At 65.5% G+C, this 19,787-nt stretch carries 23 protein-coding genes; 9 read left to right on the top strand and 14 right to left on the bottom strand.

Features of this window, described 5'->3' with window-relative positions:
* Positions 1-408 precede the first annotated feature (408 nt).
* Complete coding sequence (locus tag ACK4FH_RS14355; protein WP_409814961.1) at positions 409-1,407, top strand: LysR substrate-binding domain-containing protein; 999 nt, start codon at positions 409-411, stop codon at positions 1,405-1,407.
* On the opposite strand, the gene ACK4FH_RS14350 is transcribed toward ACK4FH_RS14355, so the two are convergent.
* The 11 genes from ACK4FH_RS14350 to trbB are packed head-to-tail and all read right to left on the bottom strand — an operon-like array spanning position 1,325 to position 10,888.
* A complete protein-coding gene (locus ACK4FH_RS14350; RefSeq protein ID WP_409814959.1) occupies positions 1,325-1,579 on the bottom strand; it encodes a DUF2274 domain-containing protein in 255 nt (84 codons plus the stop codon). The two genes, ACK4FH_RS14355 and ACK4FH_RS14350, sit on opposite strands and share 83 nt — an antisense overlap.
* Positions 1,579-2,778 carry a TrbI/VirB10 family protein gene (locus ACK4FH_RS14345; protein WP_409814956.1) on the bottom strand — a complete coding sequence of 400 codons (1,200 nt, stop codon included), beginning with the start codon at positions 2,776-2,778 and terminating at the stop codon, positions 1,579-1,581. The genes ACK4FH_RS14350 and ACK4FH_RS14345 overlap by 1 nt, the downstream gene beginning before the upstream one ends.
* Positions 2,775-3,755, bottom strand: coding sequence for a P-type conjugative transfer protein TrbG (trbG, locus tag ACK4FH_RS14340; protein WP_409814954.1), 981 nt, complete (start codon positions 3,753-3,755; stop codon positions 2,775-2,777). Before trbG ends, ACK4FH_RS14345 begins: the two co-directional genes overlap by 4 nt.
* A complete protein-coding gene (gene trbF / locus ACK4FH_RS14335; protein WP_409814951.1) occupies positions 3,752-4,441 on the bottom strand; it encodes a conjugal transfer protein TrbF in 690 nt (229 codons plus the stop codon). Before trbF ends, trbG begins: the two co-directional genes overlap by 4 nt.
* The gene (gene trbL, locus ACK4FH_RS14330) at positions 4,438-5,787 is read right to left on the bottom strand and encodes a P-type conjugative transfer protein TrbL (RefSeq protein WP_409814949.1); all 1,350 of its coding nucleotides are present in this window, start codon (positions 5,785-5,787) and stop codon (positions 4,438-4,440) included. Before trbL ends, trbF begins: the two co-directional genes overlap by 4 nt.
* 3 nt (positions 5,788-5,790) lie before the next feature.
* Positions 5,791-6,072 carry a putative entry exclusion protein TrbK-alt gene (trbK-alt, locus tag ACK4FH_RS14325; RefSeq protein WP_409814947.1) on the bottom strand — a complete coding sequence of 94 codons (282 nt, stop codon included), beginning with the start codon at positions 6,070-6,072 and terminating at the stop codon, positions 5,791-5,793.
* A gap of 10 nt (positions 6,073-6,082) precedes the next feature.
* Positions 6,083-6,844 (bottom strand): P-type conjugative transfer protein TrbJ, encoded by a 762-nt coding sequence (trbJ, locus tag ACK4FH_RS14320; RefSeq protein WP_273511592.1) that lies wholly within the window; start codon positions 6,842-6,844, stop codon positions 6,083-6,085.
* Positions 6,841-9,279 (bottom strand): conjugal transfer protein TrbE, encoded by a 2,439-nt coding sequence (trbE, locus tag ACK4FH_RS14315; RefSeq protein WP_409814944.1) that lies wholly within the window; start codon positions 9,277-9,279, stop codon positions 6,841-6,843. Before trbE ends, trbJ begins: the two co-directional genes overlap by 4 nt.
* Positions 9,280-9,288: 9 nt before the next feature.
* A complete protein-coding gene (locus ACK4FH_RS14310; RefSeq protein WP_066664194.1) occupies positions 9,289-9,570 on the bottom strand; it encodes a VirB3 family type IV secretion system protein in 282 nt (93 codons plus the stop codon).
* Positions 9,570-9,902, bottom strand: a complete 333-nt coding sequence (locus ACK4FH_RS14305) for a TrbC/VirB2 family protein (RefSeq protein WP_409814941.1) — start codon at positions 9,900-9,902, stop codon at positions 9,570-9,572. Before ACK4FH_RS14305 ends, ACK4FH_RS14310 begins: the two co-directional genes overlap by 1 nt.
* Positions 9,899-10,888: a P-type conjugative transfer ATPase TrbB gene (trbB, locus tag ACK4FH_RS14300; RefSeq protein ID WP_409814939.1), complete on the bottom strand. Its 990-nt coding sequence runs from the start codon at positions 10,886-10,888 to the stop codon at positions 9,899-9,901. The genes ACK4FH_RS14305 and trbB overlap by 4 nt, the downstream gene beginning before the upstream one ends.
* A 301-nt stretch (positions 10,889-11,189) precedes the next feature.
* Between trbB and ACK4FH_RS14295 the strand changes: the two genes are divergently transcribed.
* From ACK4FH_RS14295 to ACK4FH_RS14285, 3 genes are all read left to right on the top strand, one after another.
* Positions 11,190-11,432, top strand: a complete 243-nt coding sequence (locus tag ACK4FH_RS14295) for a helix-turn-helix transcriptional regulator (protein WP_409814937.1) — start codon at positions 11,190-11,192, stop codon at positions 11,430-11,432.
* A complete protein-coding gene (locus ACK4FH_RS14290) occupies positions 11,429-12,694 on the top strand; it encodes a type II toxin-antitoxin system HipA family toxin (RefSeq protein ID WP_409814934.1) in 1,266 nt (421 codons plus the stop codon). The genes ACK4FH_RS14295 and ACK4FH_RS14290 overlap by 4 nt, the downstream gene beginning before the upstream one ends.
* Before the next feature lie 265 nt (positions 12,695-12,959).
* Entirely contained in the window at positions 12,960-13,403 is a 444-nt protein-coding gene (locus ACK4FH_RS14285) for a hypothetical protein (RefSeq protein ID WP_409814932.1), read from the top strand.
* A 313-nt stretch (positions 13,404-13,716) separates the two neighbouring features.
* On the opposite strand, the gene ACK4FH_RS14280 is transcribed toward ACK4FH_RS14285, so the two are convergent.
* Complete coding sequence (locus ACK4FH_RS14280; RefSeq protein ID WP_409814930.1) at positions 13,717-14,646, bottom strand: GNAT family N-acetyltransferase; 930 nt, start codon at positions 14,644-14,646, stop codon at positions 13,717-13,719.
* A gap of 170 nt (positions 14,647-14,816) precedes the next feature.
* Here ACK4FH_RS14280 and ACK4FH_RS14275 point away from each other — a divergent pair, with 170 nt between their 5' ends.
* From ACK4FH_RS14275 to ACK4FH_RS14255, 5 genes are all read left to right on the top strand, one after another.
* Positions 14,817-15,203: an ArsR/SmtB family transcription factor gene (locus ACK4FH_RS14275; RefSeq protein ID WP_409814927.1), complete on the top strand. Its 387-nt coding sequence runs from the start codon at positions 14,817-14,819 to the stop codon at positions 15,201-15,203.
* A complete protein-coding gene (locus ACK4FH_RS14270) occupies positions 15,190-15,660 on the top strand; it encodes an SRPBCC family protein (RefSeq protein WP_409814924.1) in 471 nt (156 codons plus the stop codon). The genes ACK4FH_RS14275 and ACK4FH_RS14270 overlap by 14 nt, the downstream gene beginning before the upstream one ends.
* Before the next feature lie 2 nt (positions 15,661-15,662).
* Positions 15,663-15,899, top strand: coding sequence for a hypothetical protein (locus ACK4FH_RS14265; protein WP_409814921.1), 237 nt, complete (start codon positions 15,663-15,665; stop codon positions 15,897-15,899).
* 267 nt (positions 15,900-16,166) lie between these two features.
* Positions 16,167-16,754: a uridine kinase gene (locus ACK4FH_RS14260; protein ID WP_409814919.1), complete on the top strand. Its 588-nt coding sequence runs from the start codon at positions 16,167-16,169 to the stop codon at positions 16,752-16,754.
* Positions 16,755-16,756: 2 nt separating this feature from the next.
* The gene (locus tag ACK4FH_RS14255) at positions 16,757-17,437 is read left to right on the top strand and encodes a cupin domain-containing protein (protein ID WP_409814916.1); all 681 of its coding nucleotides are present in this window, start codon (positions 16,757-16,759) and stop codon (positions 17,435-17,437) included.
* Here the strand turns inward: ACK4FH_RS14255 and ACK4FH_RS14250 are convergent.
* The gene (locus tag ACK4FH_RS14250; RefSeq protein WP_409815334.1) at positions 17,322-17,765 is read right to left on the bottom strand and encodes a CopG family transcriptional regulator; all 444 of its coding nucleotides are present in this window, start codon (positions 17,763-17,765) and stop codon (positions 17,322-17,324) included. The genes ACK4FH_RS14255 and ACK4FH_RS14250 overlap by 116 nt on opposite strands.
* A gap of 7 nt (positions 17,766-17,772) precedes the next feature.
* A complete protein-coding gene (locus tag ACK4FH_RS14245) occupies positions 17,773-19,761 on the bottom strand; it encodes a conjugal transfer protein TraG (RefSeq protein ID WP_409814913.1) in 1,989 nt (662 codons plus the stop codon).
* Between the last annotated feature and the right edge of the window lie 26 nt (positions 19,762-19,787).

The following is a 19,787-nucleotide window of genomic DNA, read 5'->3' as shown; positions in this document are numbered from 1 at the left end:
AATCTCCTTCGCGGCTGTCGCTAGCGATTGAGAACGATAGGTGCCGATGCCGGAAGTCCCTCCCGAGAGGCGTGCGGCAATTTCGGGCTCTGGCGTAGAAATCGGCGGGTCATTTTCAGTCCTGACAGCGCGGCCGGACATCCGTCAGCCCACAGAATCTGCACGACTCGCCGCACGCGTTCCGCGCCGCAATTGCGCTGTTCAGATCACGCACCATTTACTGCTTGCACCGGCGAGATGCGATCCGGAAGTCCACAAGCGACGTAGCAACAGTCGAATGTGTGACACTTAAGGATTTCGTGGGCGACGGTAGCGAGGAGACGGAGAAGACCCATAATTTGATCGGAACAGTTCTCGGGGGCTGACGGGGCTACGTTTGCAAAGACCTTTGCATCATGGGGAACCATCGTGCCGAGATCGAAGATCGAGCTGCGCCATGTGCGTTACATCATCGCCGCCGCACAGAGCGGGAGTTTCCGGCGCGCGGCACAGGACCTGGGCGTCGAGCAGTCGGCGATCAGTCGGCGCATCCGGGATGTCGAGGATGAGATCGGCGCCCAACTGTTTCGCCGTCACAGCGCCGGCGTCGACCTTACGGAGATAGGCAAGCAGTTCCTGCACCACGCCAGCCCCGGCGCCCACCAGATCAATTCGGCGCTCGAAAGAGCAAGGACGACCGCGGCCAATGGGCGACACCTCAGGGTCGGCGTCTTCGGGCCACTGACCATGGGCTTCTTGTCGGAGCTCTTCGGTACTTTCCGTCGCGCGCGGCCGGGCACCCGGCTGCGGTTCAGCGAGGCAAGTTCGCCTGAGCTCGTGGCGGCCGTGCGGCGCGGGCAACTTGATGTCGGTGTCGTCGTCGAAGCATCGCCCGGAAGGGGCTATGAAGTGACGGATCTGTGGAACGAACATGTCTATCTGGCGATGCCGGAGGGAGACCCGCTAGCGGATCAGAAGACGGTTCGATGGCGTGACTTGGGGCATCGGCACTTCGTGGTGACTGACTTGCCGACGGGCCATTTCGCAAGAGATTACCTTCGGCGTCATCTCGGCGCCCCGAGTGACGCTCTGCGTATCGAGCAGTTATCCGTGACGCGGGAATCGCTGATGCAGATCGTTGCTCAAGGCGGTGGCGTCACGCTGGCGGGCAGCGCTCATGTCCGATGCGGCCATTCCGGCATCACCTTCCGCCTGATCGAGGACGCCATGCTCCGCTATGGCGCGGTTCATTCGAGTGGCTTCCTGCAGAAGGATCTCGAGCGCTTGCTGGCGCTGGCGAAATCCCTGTCAGAGAGAGACCAGGCATGGTTCGCTAGTCAGCGTCTTATCCGTCCTGAGCATCGGCGCGTGCCGCACGTTGACTGCCATCGCGGCGCGCGCGGGCGAACCCCCGATCGGTTGCAATGAAGCGCTCGAGCATGGGCACAATCAGCTTCGTCGGGTCGCCGATGGTCTGGCCTTGTTCGCGGCCGAGTGCTGCGGCGTAGGCGACGAGGTCCCGATGCAGCGGCGCAGGGAGTTCAATCGTCACCTTGACCGGCTTGTCGTCGATGATCGGGCCGAACTTCAGCTTGGTCATCACAACCCTCCATAAGGTTCGAGCACGAGGTCGCGGGTGACGATGACGCGCACGGGGAACCCCGGTCTGATCGTCAGGGTCGGCGCGACATTGAGTTGCCGACGGATGATCTGCTGCCCTGCGTCGTTGATGGTGTCCTGCCCGCCGTTGCGGATCGCCCGGAGCAGCCGATCCTGATCGTCAACGGCGAGTTCGGCGCCGACCGACAGCAGTGTCGACAGGCCGGCAGCCTTGGCGAGATCCCACCAGTGATAGTCGACGCCATCCTGGAGACCCGCATAGCCTTGCGCGTCGGCTCCGGGTTGACGTTCCAGGACGATCGAACGGCCATTCGGGAGGATGAGCCGCTTCCAGACGAGCAGCACCCGGCGCTGACCGAAGCCGACATCGTTGCTGTACTCGCCGATCAGCCGCGTGCCTTGTGGGACGAGCAGGATGCGCCCGGTCGGGCTGTCGTAGACATGCTCCGTGACCTGCGCAGTGATCTGGCCCGGCAGGTCGGATCGGATGCCGGTGATGAGGGCCGCGGCGATGACGGCGCCGGTCTGAAGCACATAGGGCGACGCCGGACCCATCACGCGATCTGGCGAGACCGTGCGGCGGTCCACGCCCGCATTCAGGAACGCGAGCTGGCGATCCTGCGCCGTCGCTGCCCCCGGCTGGCCCGGAAGACCTAGCCCAGAGAGGCTCGGGCTGCCTGGTCCGCCAGCTGTCGCAATCGGAGCTGCGACGCGCGCCTCCGTCTGAAAGAAGACGCGGCTCGTTCGGGCAGCTTCTTCTTCCGCGCGCCTGCGCTGCTCAACCGGATCGACGGTGGGCGCTGCCGCCATCGACGGCGTGACGAGCTGGCCACGATTCTGCGCATCGAGGATGGGGCGTCCCAGATCCCCGGGCAGCGGAGGCCCAAGCACCGGACCGGTATAGTCGCGTGGCAGGCCGGCGAGCCCGTCCGCGGTTCGCCGGTTCTGCGTGGAGTAAAGCTCCTCACTGCCAGGGCCGATATTGCGCGTCTGAAGCGCATAGATGAGCGCGCCACCGACCCCAAGGGCGACGACGAGACTGATACCGCCCAGCACCTTTCGCGACAGTCGGGTGATCCGGGGCGGTTCGGCGCGCAGCCGCATGGGCGCAGCGGCGTCGCCGGGCTGTGTGCCGACCAGCGGTGCGTCGGCTTCGTTGGGCGTGTCGCGCTCGCTCATGACGCGGGCCTCCCATCGGTGCGAACGATCCGGACCGTCTGCTGGCGCTCGCCACTGCCGAGACGGAGCTCGGCGGCGCCGAACAAGCGGTCGATGATCAGGATGTTTTGGTGGATCCGGCTGTTGGCGATCTGCGGTTCGCCATCTGCGCCGATGACGAAGAGCGGCGGCATCTCGCCCTGAACGATCCCACGCGGGAACTCGACATAGACGCGGCGCCCGTCGTCGTAGACCGAGATTAGCCGCCACGGCGGCGTGTCGCCCGTGAGGCCGTAGCGATAGTTCCGTGCCGCAACGGCCGGGATCACTGGCGTAGCGGGCACTGCCTGTCTCTGCGAGGCGGGCGGCTGCGGATAGGCCCAGGCGACGGCCGGCATATAGGGGCGTTCGCCCGAGCGCAGCTCGATCATGTAGATGCGACGGTCGGTGGTGATGACCAGATTGGTCGTGATGTCTGGACGTGTCGGCTTCACGAGGACATGGACGCGCCGGGTGATGCCCGAGCCGCTCTCGGTGTCGCCGATGATCCAGCGCGCCGTGTCGCCCGCAGCGATTGGGCCGGCGCCGGTCAGGCTCTCGCCTGGTTCCAGCGCGATGTTGGTGATCTGCCCGGGAGCGGCATAGACCTGATAGAGCGCGCCCTCGCTCCAGGGATAGATCTGGATCGAGTTGTAATACCCCTCGCGGCGTGGTTCGACGCGCGCGGCGGCGTTGGCATTCTCCACGCGGCCCGCCGGCGTCCCTGCGGCAGCGCCACCGCGCGCGGGTGTCCAGGCGGGCGGCGTGTGAAGCGGCCTTGGTGGCGCCTCCGTGATGGCAGCCGGCACAGGGGGGAGCGGCGGCACATCGGCGTCGTAGCTGACCTGTGGCGGCCGGTTGGTCGCGCAGCCGGCCAGCGCCAATCCGGAGATCAGCAAAAGCGCAGAGCCGGATAGGCGGAAGCCGCGGCTCGCGGATCGGCGGAGATGATCTCTCATTGCCCCATCTCCCGCGACCAGTTGATGGCGTTGACGTAGATCCCAAGCGGATTGGCCCGCAGCCGCTCTGCGTCGCGCGGGGGTTGGATCACGATGGTCAGGATGGCTGTCCAGCGCTGTGTCGTGGAGAGCTGGCTGTTCTCGTACTGGCGTTCGGTCCAGGCAACGCGGAAGCTGTCAGGCGACGCGCGGATCACACTCGACACTTCGACCGACACCTGCTGCTTCCCGACGCGGGTGAACGGATCGTTGGCGCGGGCGAAGTCATTGAGGGCCGCCGCGCCGCGATCGGTCGTGAACTCGTAGGCGCGCAGCCAATTCTGCCGCACGACGATGGCGTCGGCCGGGATCGAGCGGACCTGCTCGATGAACCGCGCCAGATGCCATGCCACCTGCGGGTCGGTGGGGCGGTAGTCGGCTTGCGCTGGCGCGACCGCCTGCGCCTGGCCGAGACTGTCGACCTGCACCACCCACGGGACGATGGTCCCGCGCGCCGACTGCCAGACCAGCGCGGCAGCGAAGCCAGCGGAGAGGATCAGGCAGCCAAAGGCCATGAGACGCCAGTTTCGGGCCTGGACACGCGCTGAGCCGATCCGATCATCCCAGATCTGCGCCGCGCGCTGATACGGCGTCTCGGGCTCGGGCGTCTTTCCATAGTGGGTTGCGGGTCGCTTGAAGAAGCTCATGTGCGGTCGCCTCCGGAGAGATTGATGGAAGAGCCGCCGCCGTGGCTGTCGCCCGATCGGATCGCGTGTGCCGCGAGCGTGACGCCGTGGCTCATGGTCTGCCCACGCCGCATGCGCTGCGCCCAAGCCGGCGGGCTGGCGGCAGAGCCTGTGGCTGCCGGTGCGGCCGAACCGGCATCATTCGCGACCGTTCGCATGCTCGAGGAGCCGCCGGTGGCTCCGAAGCCGCTTTTGACGCCGTCGGCGAAGCTCGAGCGAACGCTTTGCGCGGCCCGGCGCAGCGGAGAGGCTGCCGCGCCGCCGGCCGCTCGTGCGACGCCGCCAAGGCCCGACGCGACGCCGGCGGCGCCCGACTGGCCGAGGGAACCGAGACTGTAGGCGGCGGAGGCGGCTCCCGCCGCGGTGGCTCCACCGCGCACGGCGGCGGCGCCGCCGGAAATGGCGCTCGCGCCACCGCGCAGGGCGAGTCCGGCCGCGCCGCCGGCAGCCATGGCTGCGCCGCCCGCGACGAGGCCGGTGCCGATGGCGGAGCCTGCGCTGAGTTGCGGGCCGCCGGAAACGATGCCGTTGGCGATACCCGGACCGAAGATGCCGAGACCGAGAAGCGACAGCGCCGCCAAAACGACGGCCATCGCGTCGTCGATGGTGGGTGGCTGGCCGCCGAAGCCTGCCGTGAACTGGCTGAACAGAGTCGAGCCGATACCGATGATGACGGCGAGCACCAGCACCTTGATCCCAGACGAGATGACGTTGCCCAGCACGCGCTCGGCCATGAAGGCGGTCTTCCCGAACAGGCCGAACGGGATCAGGACAAAGCCAGCCAGTGTGGTCAGCTTGAATTCGATCAGCGTGATGAAGAGCTGGATGGCGAGGATGAAGAAGGCGAGCAGCACCAGCGCCCAGGCGAAGAGCAAGCAGGCTATCTGGATGAAGTTTTCGAAGAAGGCGATCCAGCCCATCAGGTTTGAGATGGATTCGAGCAGCGGCCTCGCCGCATCGAGACCCGTCTGCGCGACCCGGCCCGGCCGCATCAGGTCCTGGATGGAAAAGCCCGTGCCGGACGCCTGAAGTCCGAGGCCGGCGAAGCTTTCGAAGACGATCCGCGCGAGGTTGTTCCAGTTGCCGATGATGTAGGCGAAGACGCCCACAAACAGCGTCTTCTTCACCAGACGCGCGATGATGTCGTCATCCGCGCCCCAGCTCCAGAACAGGGCGGCCAGCGTGACGTCGATGACGATCAGCGTCGTCGCGATGAACGCCACCTCGCCGCCGAGCAGGCCGAACCCGCTGTCGATGTAGGAGGTGAAGACCCCGAGGAAATTGTCGATGACGCCGCTGCCGCCCATGGCTCACCGCCCTTCGTTGGCGCGCTGTGGTGCGGTGCGGGTGCCAAGGAAACGGTCGCGGGTTTCGGCCCAGATCCGCAGACACGCGCTGTCTCTGGCCGCGGCTTCCCCCATCTGCTGGCACCGACGCTGGCCCTCGCGCAGCGGGTCCGGCGCCTCCTCAAGCACGGGCGTCGGCCGAGCCGCTGGCCTTTCCTCTTTCCGGGTCATCTCGATCGCCGTTGCGGTGATCGCGACGGAGACGAAGATGATTGCGCCCACGCGGGCCAGCGTCTTGCCGTCCATCCTGCTGTCCTCAGTTGCCGTTCGGGAACATCCGGGCGTTGCCGGGCTGATAGCCGGAGCCGGGCGTCAGGAACCGGCGGCGCTGTTCACGGCCTTGTTCGGCGGCTGCGGCGCGCTCGGCATCGACAAGCGCCTGCGCTCGGCCGTTCGCAGCGACCACAGCGACCAGGTCTGCGAGTTGCTGCGCCTGCAACGCGAGCAACTGGTTGCCGGCTTGGGTTGCCTGAAGCGCGCCGGTCGCACCCTGGCTCTGCCCGACCAGAGCCGCCATCTCGGCGCGGTTGGTGTCGATATTGCCCACGACACCGGCCTGCACGCGCAGCGCGTCCTGAAGGCCGCCGACCGTGTTCTGCCAGCGCGATCGTGCATCGGCGACGAGACGCTGATCCGAAGTCGACAGCGAGATGTTGCCGTACTGGCTCTGAAAGGCTTGGTCGATCTGCTGCACGTCGAAGGCGATGCGCTGTGCCTGACCCAGAAGCGCTTGCGTGCGCTGCACCGATTGCTGGAGCTGCTGAAGCGAGGAATAGGGCAGGCTCGCGAGATTGCGGGCCTGGTTGATCAGCATCTGCGCTTCGTTCTGGAGGCTCTGGATCTGGTTGTTGATCTGCTCGAGCGCCCGCGCGGCCGACAGGACATTCTGGACGTAGTTGGTCGGATCATAAACGACCCACTGCGCCGCTGCCGGAGTAACGAACACGGGCGAGAAGGCGACGGGCAGCGACAGGATGGTTGCGGCGAACAGCGCCGCGCGAGAGCGTCGGATCATCATGGCTTGGGCTCCAGGTTGGTGAGATCGGTGATGAGGTCGGCGGCCCATCCGACATCGCGGGCGCGCAGCCAGGCGGACAGGAAGCCGTCGCGGCCATGCTCGGCGAGGATCGCCTCGATGGCGGCCTGATCGCCTTTCGAGGATGCCGCGCAGAGCGCGAGGGCGACTTCGGAGAGCCCCAGCTCGAACAGCCGGTTGCCGCGCCGCGACTGGCAGTAATAGTCGCGCTTGGGTGTGGCCCGGCTGAGGATCTCGATCTGGCGGTCGTTCAAGCCGAAGCGCCGGTAGATCGTGGTGATCTGGGGTTCGATCGCGCGTTCGTTCGGCAGCAGCAGGCGCGTCTGGCAGCTTTCGATGATGGCCGGAGCGATCGCGCTCCCATCGATGTCGGCCAGCGATTGCGTGGCGAAGACGACCGACGCGTTCTTCTTGCGCAGCGTCTTCAGCCATTCGCGCAGTTGCGCCGCGAAGCCGTCATCGTCGAGCGCGAGCCAGCCCTCGTCGACGATCAGGAGCGTGGGCCGCCCGTCCAGACGATCGCCAATCCGATGGAAGAGATAGGCGAGGACCGCCGGCGCCGCACCGCCGCCGATCAGCCCCTCGGTTTCAAAGGCCTGGACCGCAGCTTCCCCTAGCTGCTCGCCTTCGGCGTCCAGCAGCCGTCCGTAGGCACCGCCCACGCAAAAGGGGCGCAGCGCCTGTTTGAGATCATTCGACTGGAGGAGGACGGCAAGGCCCGTCAGCGTGCGCTCAGGGATCGGCGCGGACGCCAGCGAGGTCAGCGCCGTCCAGAGATGTTCTTTCACCTCCGGCGTAATCGTGACGCCCTCGCGGGCTAGGATGGCGGCGATCCAGTCGGCTGCCCAGGCACGCTCATGGGTCTCGTGAACGCGTGCGAGTGGCTGGAGGGAGACCGACGACGCGGCGCCGTCCGTCAGGCTGCCACCGAGGTCATGCCAATCGCCTCCCATGGCGAGCGCGGCTGCGCGGATCGAGCCGCCAAAGTCGAAGGCGAAGACTTGGGCACCCGGATAGCGCCGGAACTGAAGCGCGATAAGCGCGAGCAGGACGGACTTGCCCGCGCCGGTCGGTCCAACGACAAGAGTGTGGCCGACGTCGCCGACATGCAGCGAAAAGCGAAACGGCGTGCTGCCCTCCGTCTTGCCGTAGAGCAGCGGCGGCGCACCAAAATGCTCGTCCCGTTCCGGCCCGGCCCAGACTGCGGAGAGCGGAATCATGTGGGCGAGGTTCAGGGTGGAGATCGGTGGCTGCCGGACGTTGGCGTAGACGTGGCCGGGCAGCGACCCGAGCCAGGCATCGACGGCATTGATGGTCTCGGACATCGCGGTGAAGTCGCGGCCCTGGATCACCTTTTCCACGAGGCGGAGCTTCTCGTCGGCGGTGCGCGGATCGGCATCCCAGACGGTGACGGTGGCGGTCACATAGGCCTGACCGGCATAGTCGGCGCCAAGCTCCTGCAAGGCCATGTCGGCATCGGCCGCCTTGTTCGCAGCGTCCGTATCGACGAGCGCGGAGGCCTCGTTGGTCATTACCTCCTTCAGGATTGCGGCGATCGACTTGCGCTTGGCGAACCACTGCCGGCGGATGCGCGTCAGCAGTTTCGTGGCGTCCGTCTTGTCGAGGAGGATCGCCCGCGTGGACCAGCGATAGGGAAAGGCGAGCCGGTTGAGATCGTCGAGAATCCCTGGCGTCGTCGCCGTTGGAAAGCCGTTGATCGTCAGCACGCGCAGATGAGCGGCGCCGAGCCGCGGCTCGAGGCCGCCGGTCAGCGGCTCATCGGCGAGAAGCGCATCGAGGTAGATCGGCGTTTCGGGAACGCGGACGCGGTGACGCTTCGTTGAGACGCTCGAGTGCAGGTAGGTCAGGGTCTCGCCGTCATCGAGCCACCGGCATTCTGGCATGAAGCCATCGACGAGCTGGAGGACGCGGTTTGTGCGGTCAACGAAGGCCGCGAGGGCTTCATGGGGATCGACGCCGGACTGTTGGCGACCCTCGTAGAGCCAGGTCTCCGCCCGCGCGGCGTCCTCGGCAGGCGGGAGATAGAGAAAGGTCAGGAAGTAGCTCGACTCGTAATGCGCGTCCGCTTCCTCGAAGTCGGCCTTGCGCTCAGCATCAACGAGGGCGGAGGCGGCGTCCGCGAAGCGGCTTGCCGGATAGGAGGCGGCTTCGTGACGCTGCGCTTCGACGAAGATCGCCCAGCCCGAGCCCAGACGCCGGAAGGCGTTGTTGAGGCGACTGGCGACGGCCACCAGTTCGGCGGCCACAGCTGAGTCGAGATCGGGACCACGAAAGCGCGCGGTGCGCTGGAAGCTGCCATCCTTGTTCAGCACGACCCCTTCGCCAACAAGCGCCGCCCAGGGCAGGAAATCAGCGAGGCGGGTCGCGGTGCGGCGATACTCGGCGAGGTTCATCATGGCCACGCCTCAGACCGTGAGGTGGCCCGGAATGCGCAGATGCCTGCGGCCGACTTCGACAAAGAGCGGATCGCGCTTTGCTGCCCAAACGGCAGCGAAATGGCCGATCGCCCAGATGAGGAGACCAACCAGCCATAGCCGCAAGCCGAGACCGACAGCGCCGGCGAGTGTGCCGTTCATGATGGCGATGCTGCGCGGTGCGCCGCCCAGCAGAATATGCTCGGTCAGCGCGCGGTGGACCGGAACCGAGAAGCCCGCGACTTCATCGGGATGATGCAGGAGGCCCGCCATCAGACGAGCGCCCCGCCGCCGAACGAGAAGAACGACAGGAAGAAGCTGGACGCCGCGAAGGCGATCGACAGGCCAAAGACGATCTGGATGAGGCGCCGAAATCCTCCGCTCGTGTCGCCGAACGCCAGCGTCAGGCCGGTGACGATGATGATGATCACCGCGATGATCTTGGCGACCGGCCCCTCGATCGACTGGAGGATGGACTGCAACGGCGCCTCCCAGGGCATGGACGAGCCGGATGCGTGGGCGGCGGGCGCCAGAAGAAGGCTCAGGGTCAGCGCCGTGGCGGCGGTCGCGAGGCGCTGACGGCCGCGCGCGATATGTCGGATCATGCGGGTTCTCCTTGTGGGTCGGGAGGCTGGGTTGCGGGGGAAAGGCGGTAGTCGGTGTCCGTCCCGAGCCCTTCGACGCGGGCGAGTTCGGCGAGACGCCGCGCAGCGCCGCGGCCGGAGAGCACGGCCACCAGATCGATGGTCTCGGCGATCAGCGCCCGGGGGACGGTGACGACAGCTTCCTGGATGAGCTGCTCGAGGCGGCGCAGCGCGCCGAGCGCGGTGCCCGCGTGGATCGTGCCGATCCCGCCGGGATGGCCGGTGCCCCAGGCCTTCAGCAGATCGAGCGCCTCAGCCCCACGCACCTCGCCGATCGGGATCCGATCCGGCCGCAGCCGCAGCGAGGAGCGCACCAGGTCGGACAGGGTCGCGACGCCGTCCTTGGTGCGCATGGCGATGATGTTCTGCGCCTGGCATTGCAGCTCGCGGGTGTCTTCGATGACGATGACGCGGTCGGTTGTCTTCGCGACCTCGGCCAGCAGGGCATTGGTCAGCGTGGTCTTGCCGGTGCTGGTTCCGCCGGCGACGAGGATGTTGGCGCGCGCTGCGACCGCCTGCCGGAGGATGTCGGCCTGGTCGGCCGTCATGATGCCCGCGGCGACATAGTCGTAGAGCGTGAAGACGGCGACGGCAGGCTTGCGAATTGCGAACACCGGAGCCGTCACGACCGGCGGCAGCAGGCCTTCGAAGCGCTCGCCGGTTTCGGGAAGCTCGGCCGAGACGCGCGGGCGACGGTCATGCACCTCGGCGCCGACATGATGGGCGACGAGGCGGACGATGCGTTCGCCATCGGCCGCCGAAAGCCGTTCCCCCGTATCGGACAGGCCGTCAGAGAGCCGGTCGACCCAGAGCCGCCCATCGGGGTTGAGCATGACCTCGACGATCGCGGGGTCTTCCAGGAATCGGGCGACCGCAGGCCCCAGCGCGGTGCGCAACATGCGTGCACCGCGTGAGGCTGCTTCCGATTGCTGATGATTGACCGCCACGTCGTCCCCGTTCGCTTGCGGGCCCGCGCGATGCGCGGCCCTGGATCGGGGATGAGTAAGAAAGGTAGGAATTGGGGCGTTGCAACAACGCTCAGGGGGTCATCGTACTGTGGCGAAGAAAGACAGGTGATCGGCGGACCGGCGTCGAGCCGCGGCAGCATCTGAGGCTCCCGACCGGCGCGTTTTCCCGAGCGGGAATAATCCAGACCCAGGAGCGACCCCGTGCGCAAGCTTTCCCGAGCGGGAGATTCTTATAGACATTCTTCAGAAATCCATGATACTTTCCCGTTCGGTAAATATCATGGCCAGACGCAACCTCACCACCGCCGAGATCGGCGACATTGTCCGGACAACCCGCAAGGCCGCTGGCCTGCGGCAGGACGAGCTTGCCGGCGCAGCTGGCGTCGGCCTGCGCTTCATCGTCGATCTCGAAGCGGGCAAGCCGACCGCACAGATCGGCAAGACGCTTCAGGTCCTGTCTGCGCTGGGCTGCTCGCTCGATATCACACCGCCGCCCGACCCCAAAGGAGCGCGGAAGGGATGACGCGCACCCTCGATATCTGGTGGGACGGGCGCCTGGTGGGTCAGCTGACGCAGGACAAGCACGGTGAACTCGGCTTCGCCTATGCGCGGGCTTGGCTGGACGACGAGGCGGCGCAGCCCTTGTCCGCTTCACTGCCAAAGCGGACGGAGCCGTTCAGTCGTCGCGAGTGCCGCCCGTTTTTCGGTGGCCTATTGCCGGAGGAAAGCCAGCGCGATGCTGCGGCTCAGGCACTCGGCGTGTCGCGCGCCAATGATTTCGCCCTTCTTGATCGCCTCGGCGGCGATGTGGCGGGCGCGCTCCAGCTTCTGCCGCCGGGCGAAGGTCCGGCCACTCTTGCTCCCGATCAAAAACCAACCCGGCTTGACGATGCAGGCCTGATCCGGGTGCTGGACGCGCTGCCCGTCCGCCCATTGCTCGCAGGCGAGGAAGGCCTGCGTCTCTCTCTCGCGGGCGCGCAATCGAAGGTGCCTGTGGTTCTGGTGGACGGGGCGGTGGCGTTGCCTGCGCCGGGCCAGCCCACGACGCATATTCTCAAGCCCCCAATATCCCGCTTCACGGCCACGACCGAGAACGAGGCGTTCGTGATGCGCCTTGCTACCGCAATTGGTCTCGATGTCGCGCCGGTAGAAGCGCGCACCGTCCAGGATCGAACGTTTCTGTTGGTCCAGCGCTATGACCGCGCCATTGGCGACGATGGAGGTGTGCGCCGGATCCATCAGGAGGATTTCTGCCAGGCGCTCGGCGTGCCGCCGGAAACCAAATACGCCAGCGAAGGCGGCCCGACCTTCAAGGATTGTTTTGCACTTCTCCGCCAGGTCGCCGCACGCCCCGCCGTCGATGTGCTGAAGCTTCTGGATGCGGTGATCTTCAATGTGATCGCCGGGAACGCCGACGCACACGGCAAGAATTTCTCGATCCTCTACGACGCCGAAGGCCCGCGTCTCGCCCCGCTCTATGATCTGCTGGCAACCGTTGCCTATCCCGATCTCTCGCCGAAATTCGCCATGAAGATCGGGAAACGCGCCACGCACACCGAACTAGACGTGAAGGCCTGGGCAGCGTTCGCGGCGGACGCGGGTCTCGGCCTGCCGCTGATACGCAGGCGAGTCGCAGAGATCAGCAAAGGCGTCCGCGAGGAGGCAACCGTCGTCGCTGCGGAGCTTTCGCGTCCCGGGTTGGACAGCATGGCTGTTGAGCGGCTTGCTGAAATGATCCGCGAGCGCGCCGAGCGCTGCGCTGTGACCGTTGTTGGAGCCGCTTAGCGAGCTGGTCAAACTTTCTAGTCATCGGTATGTGTCGACTGCTTCGCCGTGCGGACGTCGGTCTATGTTTCGAGGAGCTTGAAGAAGCCGCCGGCGACAAGGCGGGCTTGGTTATCGCTCCGCGACCGCCTTCCATGCGGAGTAAAGGCGTGATCGCGCGCATTCGCCCCCATGCAAAAACGTCCATCCGTTGGATGCCGGTCGTCAATTTGTCCGGGTCAGGTCTTAGGTTAGAGCTTGAGAAATGAGCCAGGAACCAACCGACATGGCCGAGATCATGGAGGCCATCACCATCTTGCACTCCGGCGATCGCGCGACGGCGCGCACCGCTCTGCTACGTCTCTGGGAAGAGCTGGGCGAGCGTGGCACGCCAACGCAACGCTGCACTATAGCGCATTTCCTCGCCGACACCGAGGACAAGGTGGAGGCCGAGCTGGCTTGGGACTTGCTCGCCCTGAGGGCGGCAACCGGGAAGGAGCAGGACGTGGACCATGACGCGCTCGAGCCGGACCTCGCCAGCTTCCTTCCATCGCTGCACCTCAACGTGGGCGACGCATACCGGCGCCTCGGCGACCTAGACCGCGCGCGAGCGCACACTCGCTTCGGGCTGGGGCGGTCCGAGGCTCTTCCTGCGGGCGGCTACGGCGACATGGTGAGGGCGGGGCTGGAACGCTTACAGACGCGGCTTGTCAGAGCTGATTCGGCCTGAAGACGCCGCGGCGCCGACCCGTCGAGGTGAGATTTCTCTAGGGCCTGTTGACGTTCACTTCAGTCTAATGATGGTCGCTTCGGATGGAGATGAACGCGCTGTAGCTTGTGTCGGTCTTGCGGCAACGCACGGCGATGCTTCTGTATTCTTTGAATTTCCCGAAGAAGTTCTCGATCAGTTGCCGCCATTTGTAGGTGTCTCGGTCGAAGTCGGCCGGGAAGCGGCGGTTGGATTTGGGCGGGATGACCGCTTCAAAGGCTACCTCCCATTTGGTGACCTTGAATCACGAGACCGATTTGGGAATCCTCAAACGTCAACAGGCCCTAGTTGGATCGATCGATGACAAGGCCTTGCGCAATTCCAGGCTGCCGGGCGCGCGACGAAAGCCGATCGATGCGTTGAGGCGCAGCGCCGGGGTATTGGTGTCGAGGTTTGTAGTCCGCATCGTCACGATGCCCTGGGCCTGGGCCGCTCCGATCAACCGCAGCTTGAGCGCGAGGCCGACATGCCTGCCGCGCCAGCTGGGCATCACGCCCGTGAAGTATGAATAGATCTCCTCTCCCATGGCGTGACCGACGGTGAGGCCGACGGGCCCGCCTTCCGATCGCGCGATGATCACCCAGTCCGGCCGCGCGGCCGGTGTCTCGCGTAGAACCGAAAGACAGCGAGTCATGGTCCATGGCGGCAGATCTCGCATGTCGGGGGCATCGGCGATCAGTGTCTGCAACAGCGCAGCCACTTCTCGCCATTGCGTCTCGGTGGCTTCAGCCATGTCGGTGAGCGATACTTCTGCAGGCACATCCGCCTGACGGTGGAAGGTCCGCAGGTCGAGCAGACTGTCACTGTGCAGCGCATGGCGACGAAAGCCGCGGGCTTGGGCCCAGGCCTGCGGATGCGATGCAGCTTCGGGGATCGTGGCGACGAGTCCCCGGAAACCTCGCCCGTTCGCCTCGCGCTCCAAGTGGTCGAGCATGTCGCTGCCTCGCCCGCAGCCCCGATGATCGGGGTCGACCGCGATCTGGATGGCAAGATGATCGGCCGGGGCATAGGGCGAGATGGCGATTTGCCCGTAGGCGACTGCACGGTCATCCTCATACCCGAGCCAGCGCAGACGCAGATCGCCCACCGTCCAACGCGAGTCGCGCGCGAAGAACTCGGACAGCTTGATCGGCGCCGGCCGCAACAGATTCACCAGGAACAACGCATCGTCTGCTCGATCGGCGGCGAAGTGCACAATCCTCACCTTAGTTTCTCCCCAAAAATCTCAACACCTTCGACGAAGATCCGACCGCCCGGGGCGAGGGCGGCGCGCAGCCGCGGCCCGGCGCAGGGGCCGGCCTCCGGTTGGCGGCCGTCAAGATTGCCTCGCCGCATGACGACTGTCGTTCCACCCTAAGTAAGATAGCTTTCCACATGGCTAGCTATCTTGACTCGCTCGGCGTGATGTCAATAGATAGCCACATGGCTAACCTTAATTCGATTTTCCATGGGCTTTCCGATCCTACCCGGCGCGCGGTGATCGCCCGGCTGGCGGCGGGTCCGGCACCCGTCTCGGAACTCGCCGCGCCGCACGACATGGCGCTGCCGAGCTTCCTCAAACACCTGAAGGTGCTTGAGGCGAGCGGATGGATCGCATCGGACAAGGCCGGCCGCGTCCGGACCTGTCGCCTGCAACCTGAAACGGTGAAAGCCGCCGAAGGCTGGCTCGGCCAGCAGCGGTCGCTCTGGGAGGCGCGTCTCGACCGCCTCGACGCATTTCTCGACAACCTGAATGACGAAGGAAAGAATGATGAAGGCTGATCCCAAACTTGATCTCGTGCTGGAGCGGACGGTTGCCGCCAGTCCTGCCCAGCTCTGGCGGGCATGGACGGAGCCCGACCTCCTGAAGCAATGGTTCGCACCGAAACCCTGGACGGTGGCGCGTGTTGCGATCGATCCCCGCGCCGGCGGCATCTTCTCGGTCGTGATGGCGTCGCCGGAAGGTGCCGAAATGGAAGAGACGCCAGGCTGCGTCCTCTTGGCTGAGCCTCAGAAGCGCCTGGTCTGGACAGATGCCGTCGGGCCCGAGTTCCGGCCGAATGCCGAGACCTTCATGACCGTCGACATCACCATGGAGGGGGTCGAGGGTGGAACCCGGTATCGGGCGCTGGTGCGCCACAAGTCGGACGCAGACCGCCAGAAACACGAGGAGATGGGCTTTCATGATGGCTGGGGCACATGCCTCAACCAACTCGAAGCCCTCGCTGGAGGGCTCTGATCATGGGCAACGCGATCCAGCACGGCAGCTTCACCGTCGAACGCCGCTATCCGACACCGCCCGCCAAGGTCTTTGCGGCGCTCGCCCAAGCCGAGGCGCGGCGCAGGTGGCTGGTCTATGCCGAGGGGTGGACAATTCACGAGTATAAACCAGCCGAACCGACCATTGCCGGCGCCGTTGAGTTCAGCCGGTTCAGCCCGCCCGGCACAGACGTCGTTCTCACGAACGCGACGACCTGACTGCACGTCGATGAAAGCAGCACGCTCACTTATGCCTACCACATGACGATGGCTGACGCGCCGCTGTCGTCGTTGCTCGTAACGGTCAGCTTCAATTCCGATGGCACCGGTACGCGCTGGAATTGACGGAACAGGGCGCGTATTTCGACGGCAACATCGCCGGCCGGGAAGAAGGGACGAGAGCATTGCTCGATGAGGTGGAGAAGGTGCTGTGAGGCACGACTTGCCTGCTCAACATGCGCCATCTGCAGAGCGCGAGATGCGGATATGAGGCCTGCCGTTGTGGGCGATGCGGAAACGCTAGCCGACATGATTGCCGGCTCGGCGCAGCACAAGGTTTCGCCCTTCATCGTTGCGGTCGATGGCAGAAGCGGTGTCGGCAAATCGACGATGGCGAGGGCGCTCGCCGAACGGCTCGATGCCTGCGTGATCGAGGGCGACGACTTCTACGCGGGCGGGATTGAGCTTCGGTCGGATACCGCCGCATCAAGGGCGGCCGCTTGCATCGATTGGACAAGGCAGCGATCGGTGCTCGAGGCGCTTGCGGCAGGCTGCACGGCGCACTGGCGCGCGTTCGACTGGGACGCTTTCGACGGACGCCTATGCGATGAACCGACGAGGCTGGAACCTAGGCCAATCGTGATCCTCGAGGGGGTCTATGGCGCGAGGCCCGAACTCGTTGAGTTTCTCGATTTGCGCATCGTCCTCGTAGTGCCTGACGAGGTGCGCCTCGCCGCGCGCGAAGGCACGATCGGATCTTGGGAAAGGCAGTGGCACGAGGCGGAGGAATTCTACTTCGAAGCTGTCATGCCGACCGCGAGCTTCGACGTGGTTGTTGAAGCGTATGGAGATTAGGCATGCCGGTTTTCACGCCACAGCATTTCGTGACCGAAGGCCGAGAACCAGGCGATGTCTGTGGCCCGGCACGTACGCACTGGATCAGCGAAGCGGCGGGGCTGACGCAGTTCGGCGCGCTCATCGAAGTTCTCGAACCCGGTTCCCTATCGTCTCTAAAGCATTGGCACAGCGCCGAGGACGAACTGATTTATGTACTCGACGGCGAAGTCACGCTGATCGAGGGCGACACCGAGACCATCCTGCGCGCCGACGATGCAGCGGAGTTCAAGGCTGGCACCGCGATCGGTCATAGGCTCCACAACCGCAGCGATCGTCCGACCCGCTGCCTCGTCGTCGGCACGCGTGCGCCTGTCGACGTGATCACCTATCCAGACCATGACCGGGTCTGTCATCGGGACCGTTGGCTTCCGGACGACATTTGGACCGATGGTTCTGGCGCGCCAGCTTCAAATCCATATTGCGGATCCGCTGCGCTTTGGGTGCAATGTCGGCTGACCCTGAGAAGGCTTAGGTCAGTCCGAGGGATACGGCCCGACGACATCCGCAATGCGCGGCAGCTCATGGTCAGTCGGCGTCGGCCTGCTCAATTGAGCTGCGGGCAACGCCACCCGCTACATCGTCCGGTATTTCCCTCAGGAAGCTCTGCCCCTTTTGTAGCCGCCGTCCGAGCGTCTCGATAAATCCCTCGTAGCGCTCCCGCCCTTTGGCCTGTGCTGACGCTTGAGCATCGTTCGGCAAGGGCGGCGTGATCGTCAGCCAGAACCGGACGAAGAGGGCCAGTGTCTCTGCGGTGACGCCGAGGTCGCGCTCCAAGCGCTGGACTTGGCGCGACAGGCGATCGAGGCGGCGCGCGAATGCGGCCTCGCGCTTGTCCGCGCCATCAGGTGACAGGAATGACGCAACCGCCGCTTCGACGATCGCGGAGCGGGAGAGCTTCTTGCGGTCGGCGAGATCGGCGATCTGGCGGAGCATCTCGGGCGGGAAGTAAACGTTCATCCGGTCGCGCATGGTTGCCTCACAGATCGATGCCGTCATTGGGATCGAGCGCCACCTGTCTCGCCACGCCGCGCATCTGCTGGCGCAGCGCCTGACGCTGCCGCGCCGCGTCTTCCGGCTCATCGTCCAGCATGATGGAAAACTCGTCGGCCGCGGCAGGTCCGGTTGTTTCCTTGGCGATCGCGACATGGTCGGGCAGTTCCGGCTCGCGCCGCAGCCCGCCATTGGCAGCGTCCTCCGCCTTGGCGAGCTCAGCCGCGAGCACTGCGTCGGGCCGCTGCGGCTTCAAATCGGACCAGGCGTCCTTTCGGGCCGAACGCCCGCATTTCGCCGGGTCGGGCGATGGCAGGATGCGTTCCTTGAAGCGGCGATCCTCGAAGTAACGGGCCTTCTTGGCTCGGATGGGATGGACACCGGCGGCCATGACGATTTCATCCGTCGACGGTAGCTGCATCACCTCGCCAGGGGTGAGCAGCGGTCGTGCCGTCTCCGAGCGCGAGACCATCAGATGACCGAGCCAGGGGCTGAGCCGATGCCCGGCATAGTTCCGCATCGCCTTCATCTCGGTCGCCGTACCGAGGGCGTCGCTCACGCGCTTGGCGGTGCGCTCGTCATTGGTGGCAAAGCTCACGCGCACATGGCAGTTGTCGAGGATCGCGTTGTTCGGGCCATAGGCCTTTTCGATCTGGTTCAGCGACTGAGCGATGAGGAACGACTTCAGGCCGTAACCCGCCATGAAGGCGAGTGCGCTCTCGAAGAAGTCGAGGCGGCCGAGAGCTGGAAACTCGTCGAGCATCATCAGCACGCGATGCCGCCGGTCTCGCGCATGCAGATCCTCGGTCAGGCGTCGGCCGATCTGGTTGAGAACGAGCCGGATCAACGGCTTCGTCCGGGAGATGTCGGATGGCGGAACCACGAGGTAGAGCGTTGCTGGCTTGTCGTCGGCGATGAGGTCGGCGATCCGCCAGTCGCAGCGGCGCGTCACCTCCGCCACCACCGGGTCGCGATAGAGGCCTAGGAAGGACATGGCGGTGGACAGAACACCCGAGCGCTCGTTGTCGCTCTTGTTGAGGAGTTCGCGCGCCGTCGACGCTACAACGGGATGAGGGCCGCCAGGGCCGAGATGCGGCGTCGTCATCATCGCCTTCAGCGTGGCTTCGATCGGACGGCGCGGATCCGACAGGAAGGCGGCGACACCGGCGAGCGTCTTTTCCTCTTCCGCGTACAGCACATGCAGGATGGCGCCGACGAGCAAAGAATGGCTCGTCTTCTCCCAGTGATTGCGCTTGTCGAGTGAGCCCTCGGGGTCGACGAGAACGTCGGCGACGTTCTGCACGTCGCGGACTTCCCACTCGCCGCGTCGCACTTCGAGGAGCGGGTTGTAGGCGGCCGATTTGGCGTTGGTGGGATCGAAAAGCAGGACGCGGCCGTGCCTCGCGCGGAAGCCGGCAGTCAGTTGCCAGTTCTCGCCCTTGATGTCGTGGACGATGGCGGAGCCCGGCCAGGTGAGGAGCGTGGGAACGACGAGGCCGACACCCTTGCCCGATCGGGTCGGTGCGAAGCACAGGACATGCTCCGGTCCATCGTGCCGGAGATAAGCGTCACCGAGCTTGCCAAGGACGACGCCATCGGGTCCGAGCAGGCCCGCTGCCTTCACCTCGCGGAGTTCAGCCCAGCGGGCCGAGCCATATGTCTCGACATTCTTCGCCTCACGGGCACGCCATACCGACATCGCGATGGCGACGGCGATGGAGATGAAGCCGCCGGAGGCGGCGATCACTGCGCCTTCAACAAAGATCGGCGGGGCATAGGCGTCGTAGAAGTACCACCACCAGAAGAAGGCGGGTGGGTAGTAGACCGGCCAACCCGCCAGCTCGAACCACGGCGTGCCGAGCTGCGCCTGAAAGCCGAGCCGCCAGGCTGTCCATTGGGTCGCGCCCCAGGTCGTGAGCAACACGATGAGGAACACGGTGGTGACCTGGCCCCAGAGGATTTTCGTCGCGGACATCAGCGGCGGTCCTTTCTTCCTTGTTG

The sequence above is a fragment of the Parvibaculum sp. genome, assembly GCF_046297875.1.
Lineage (GTDB): Bacteria > Pseudomonadota > Alphaproteobacteria > Parvibaculales > Parvibaculaceae > Parvibaculum.
This window is presented reverse-complemented; position numbering and strand designations above follow the sequence as displayed.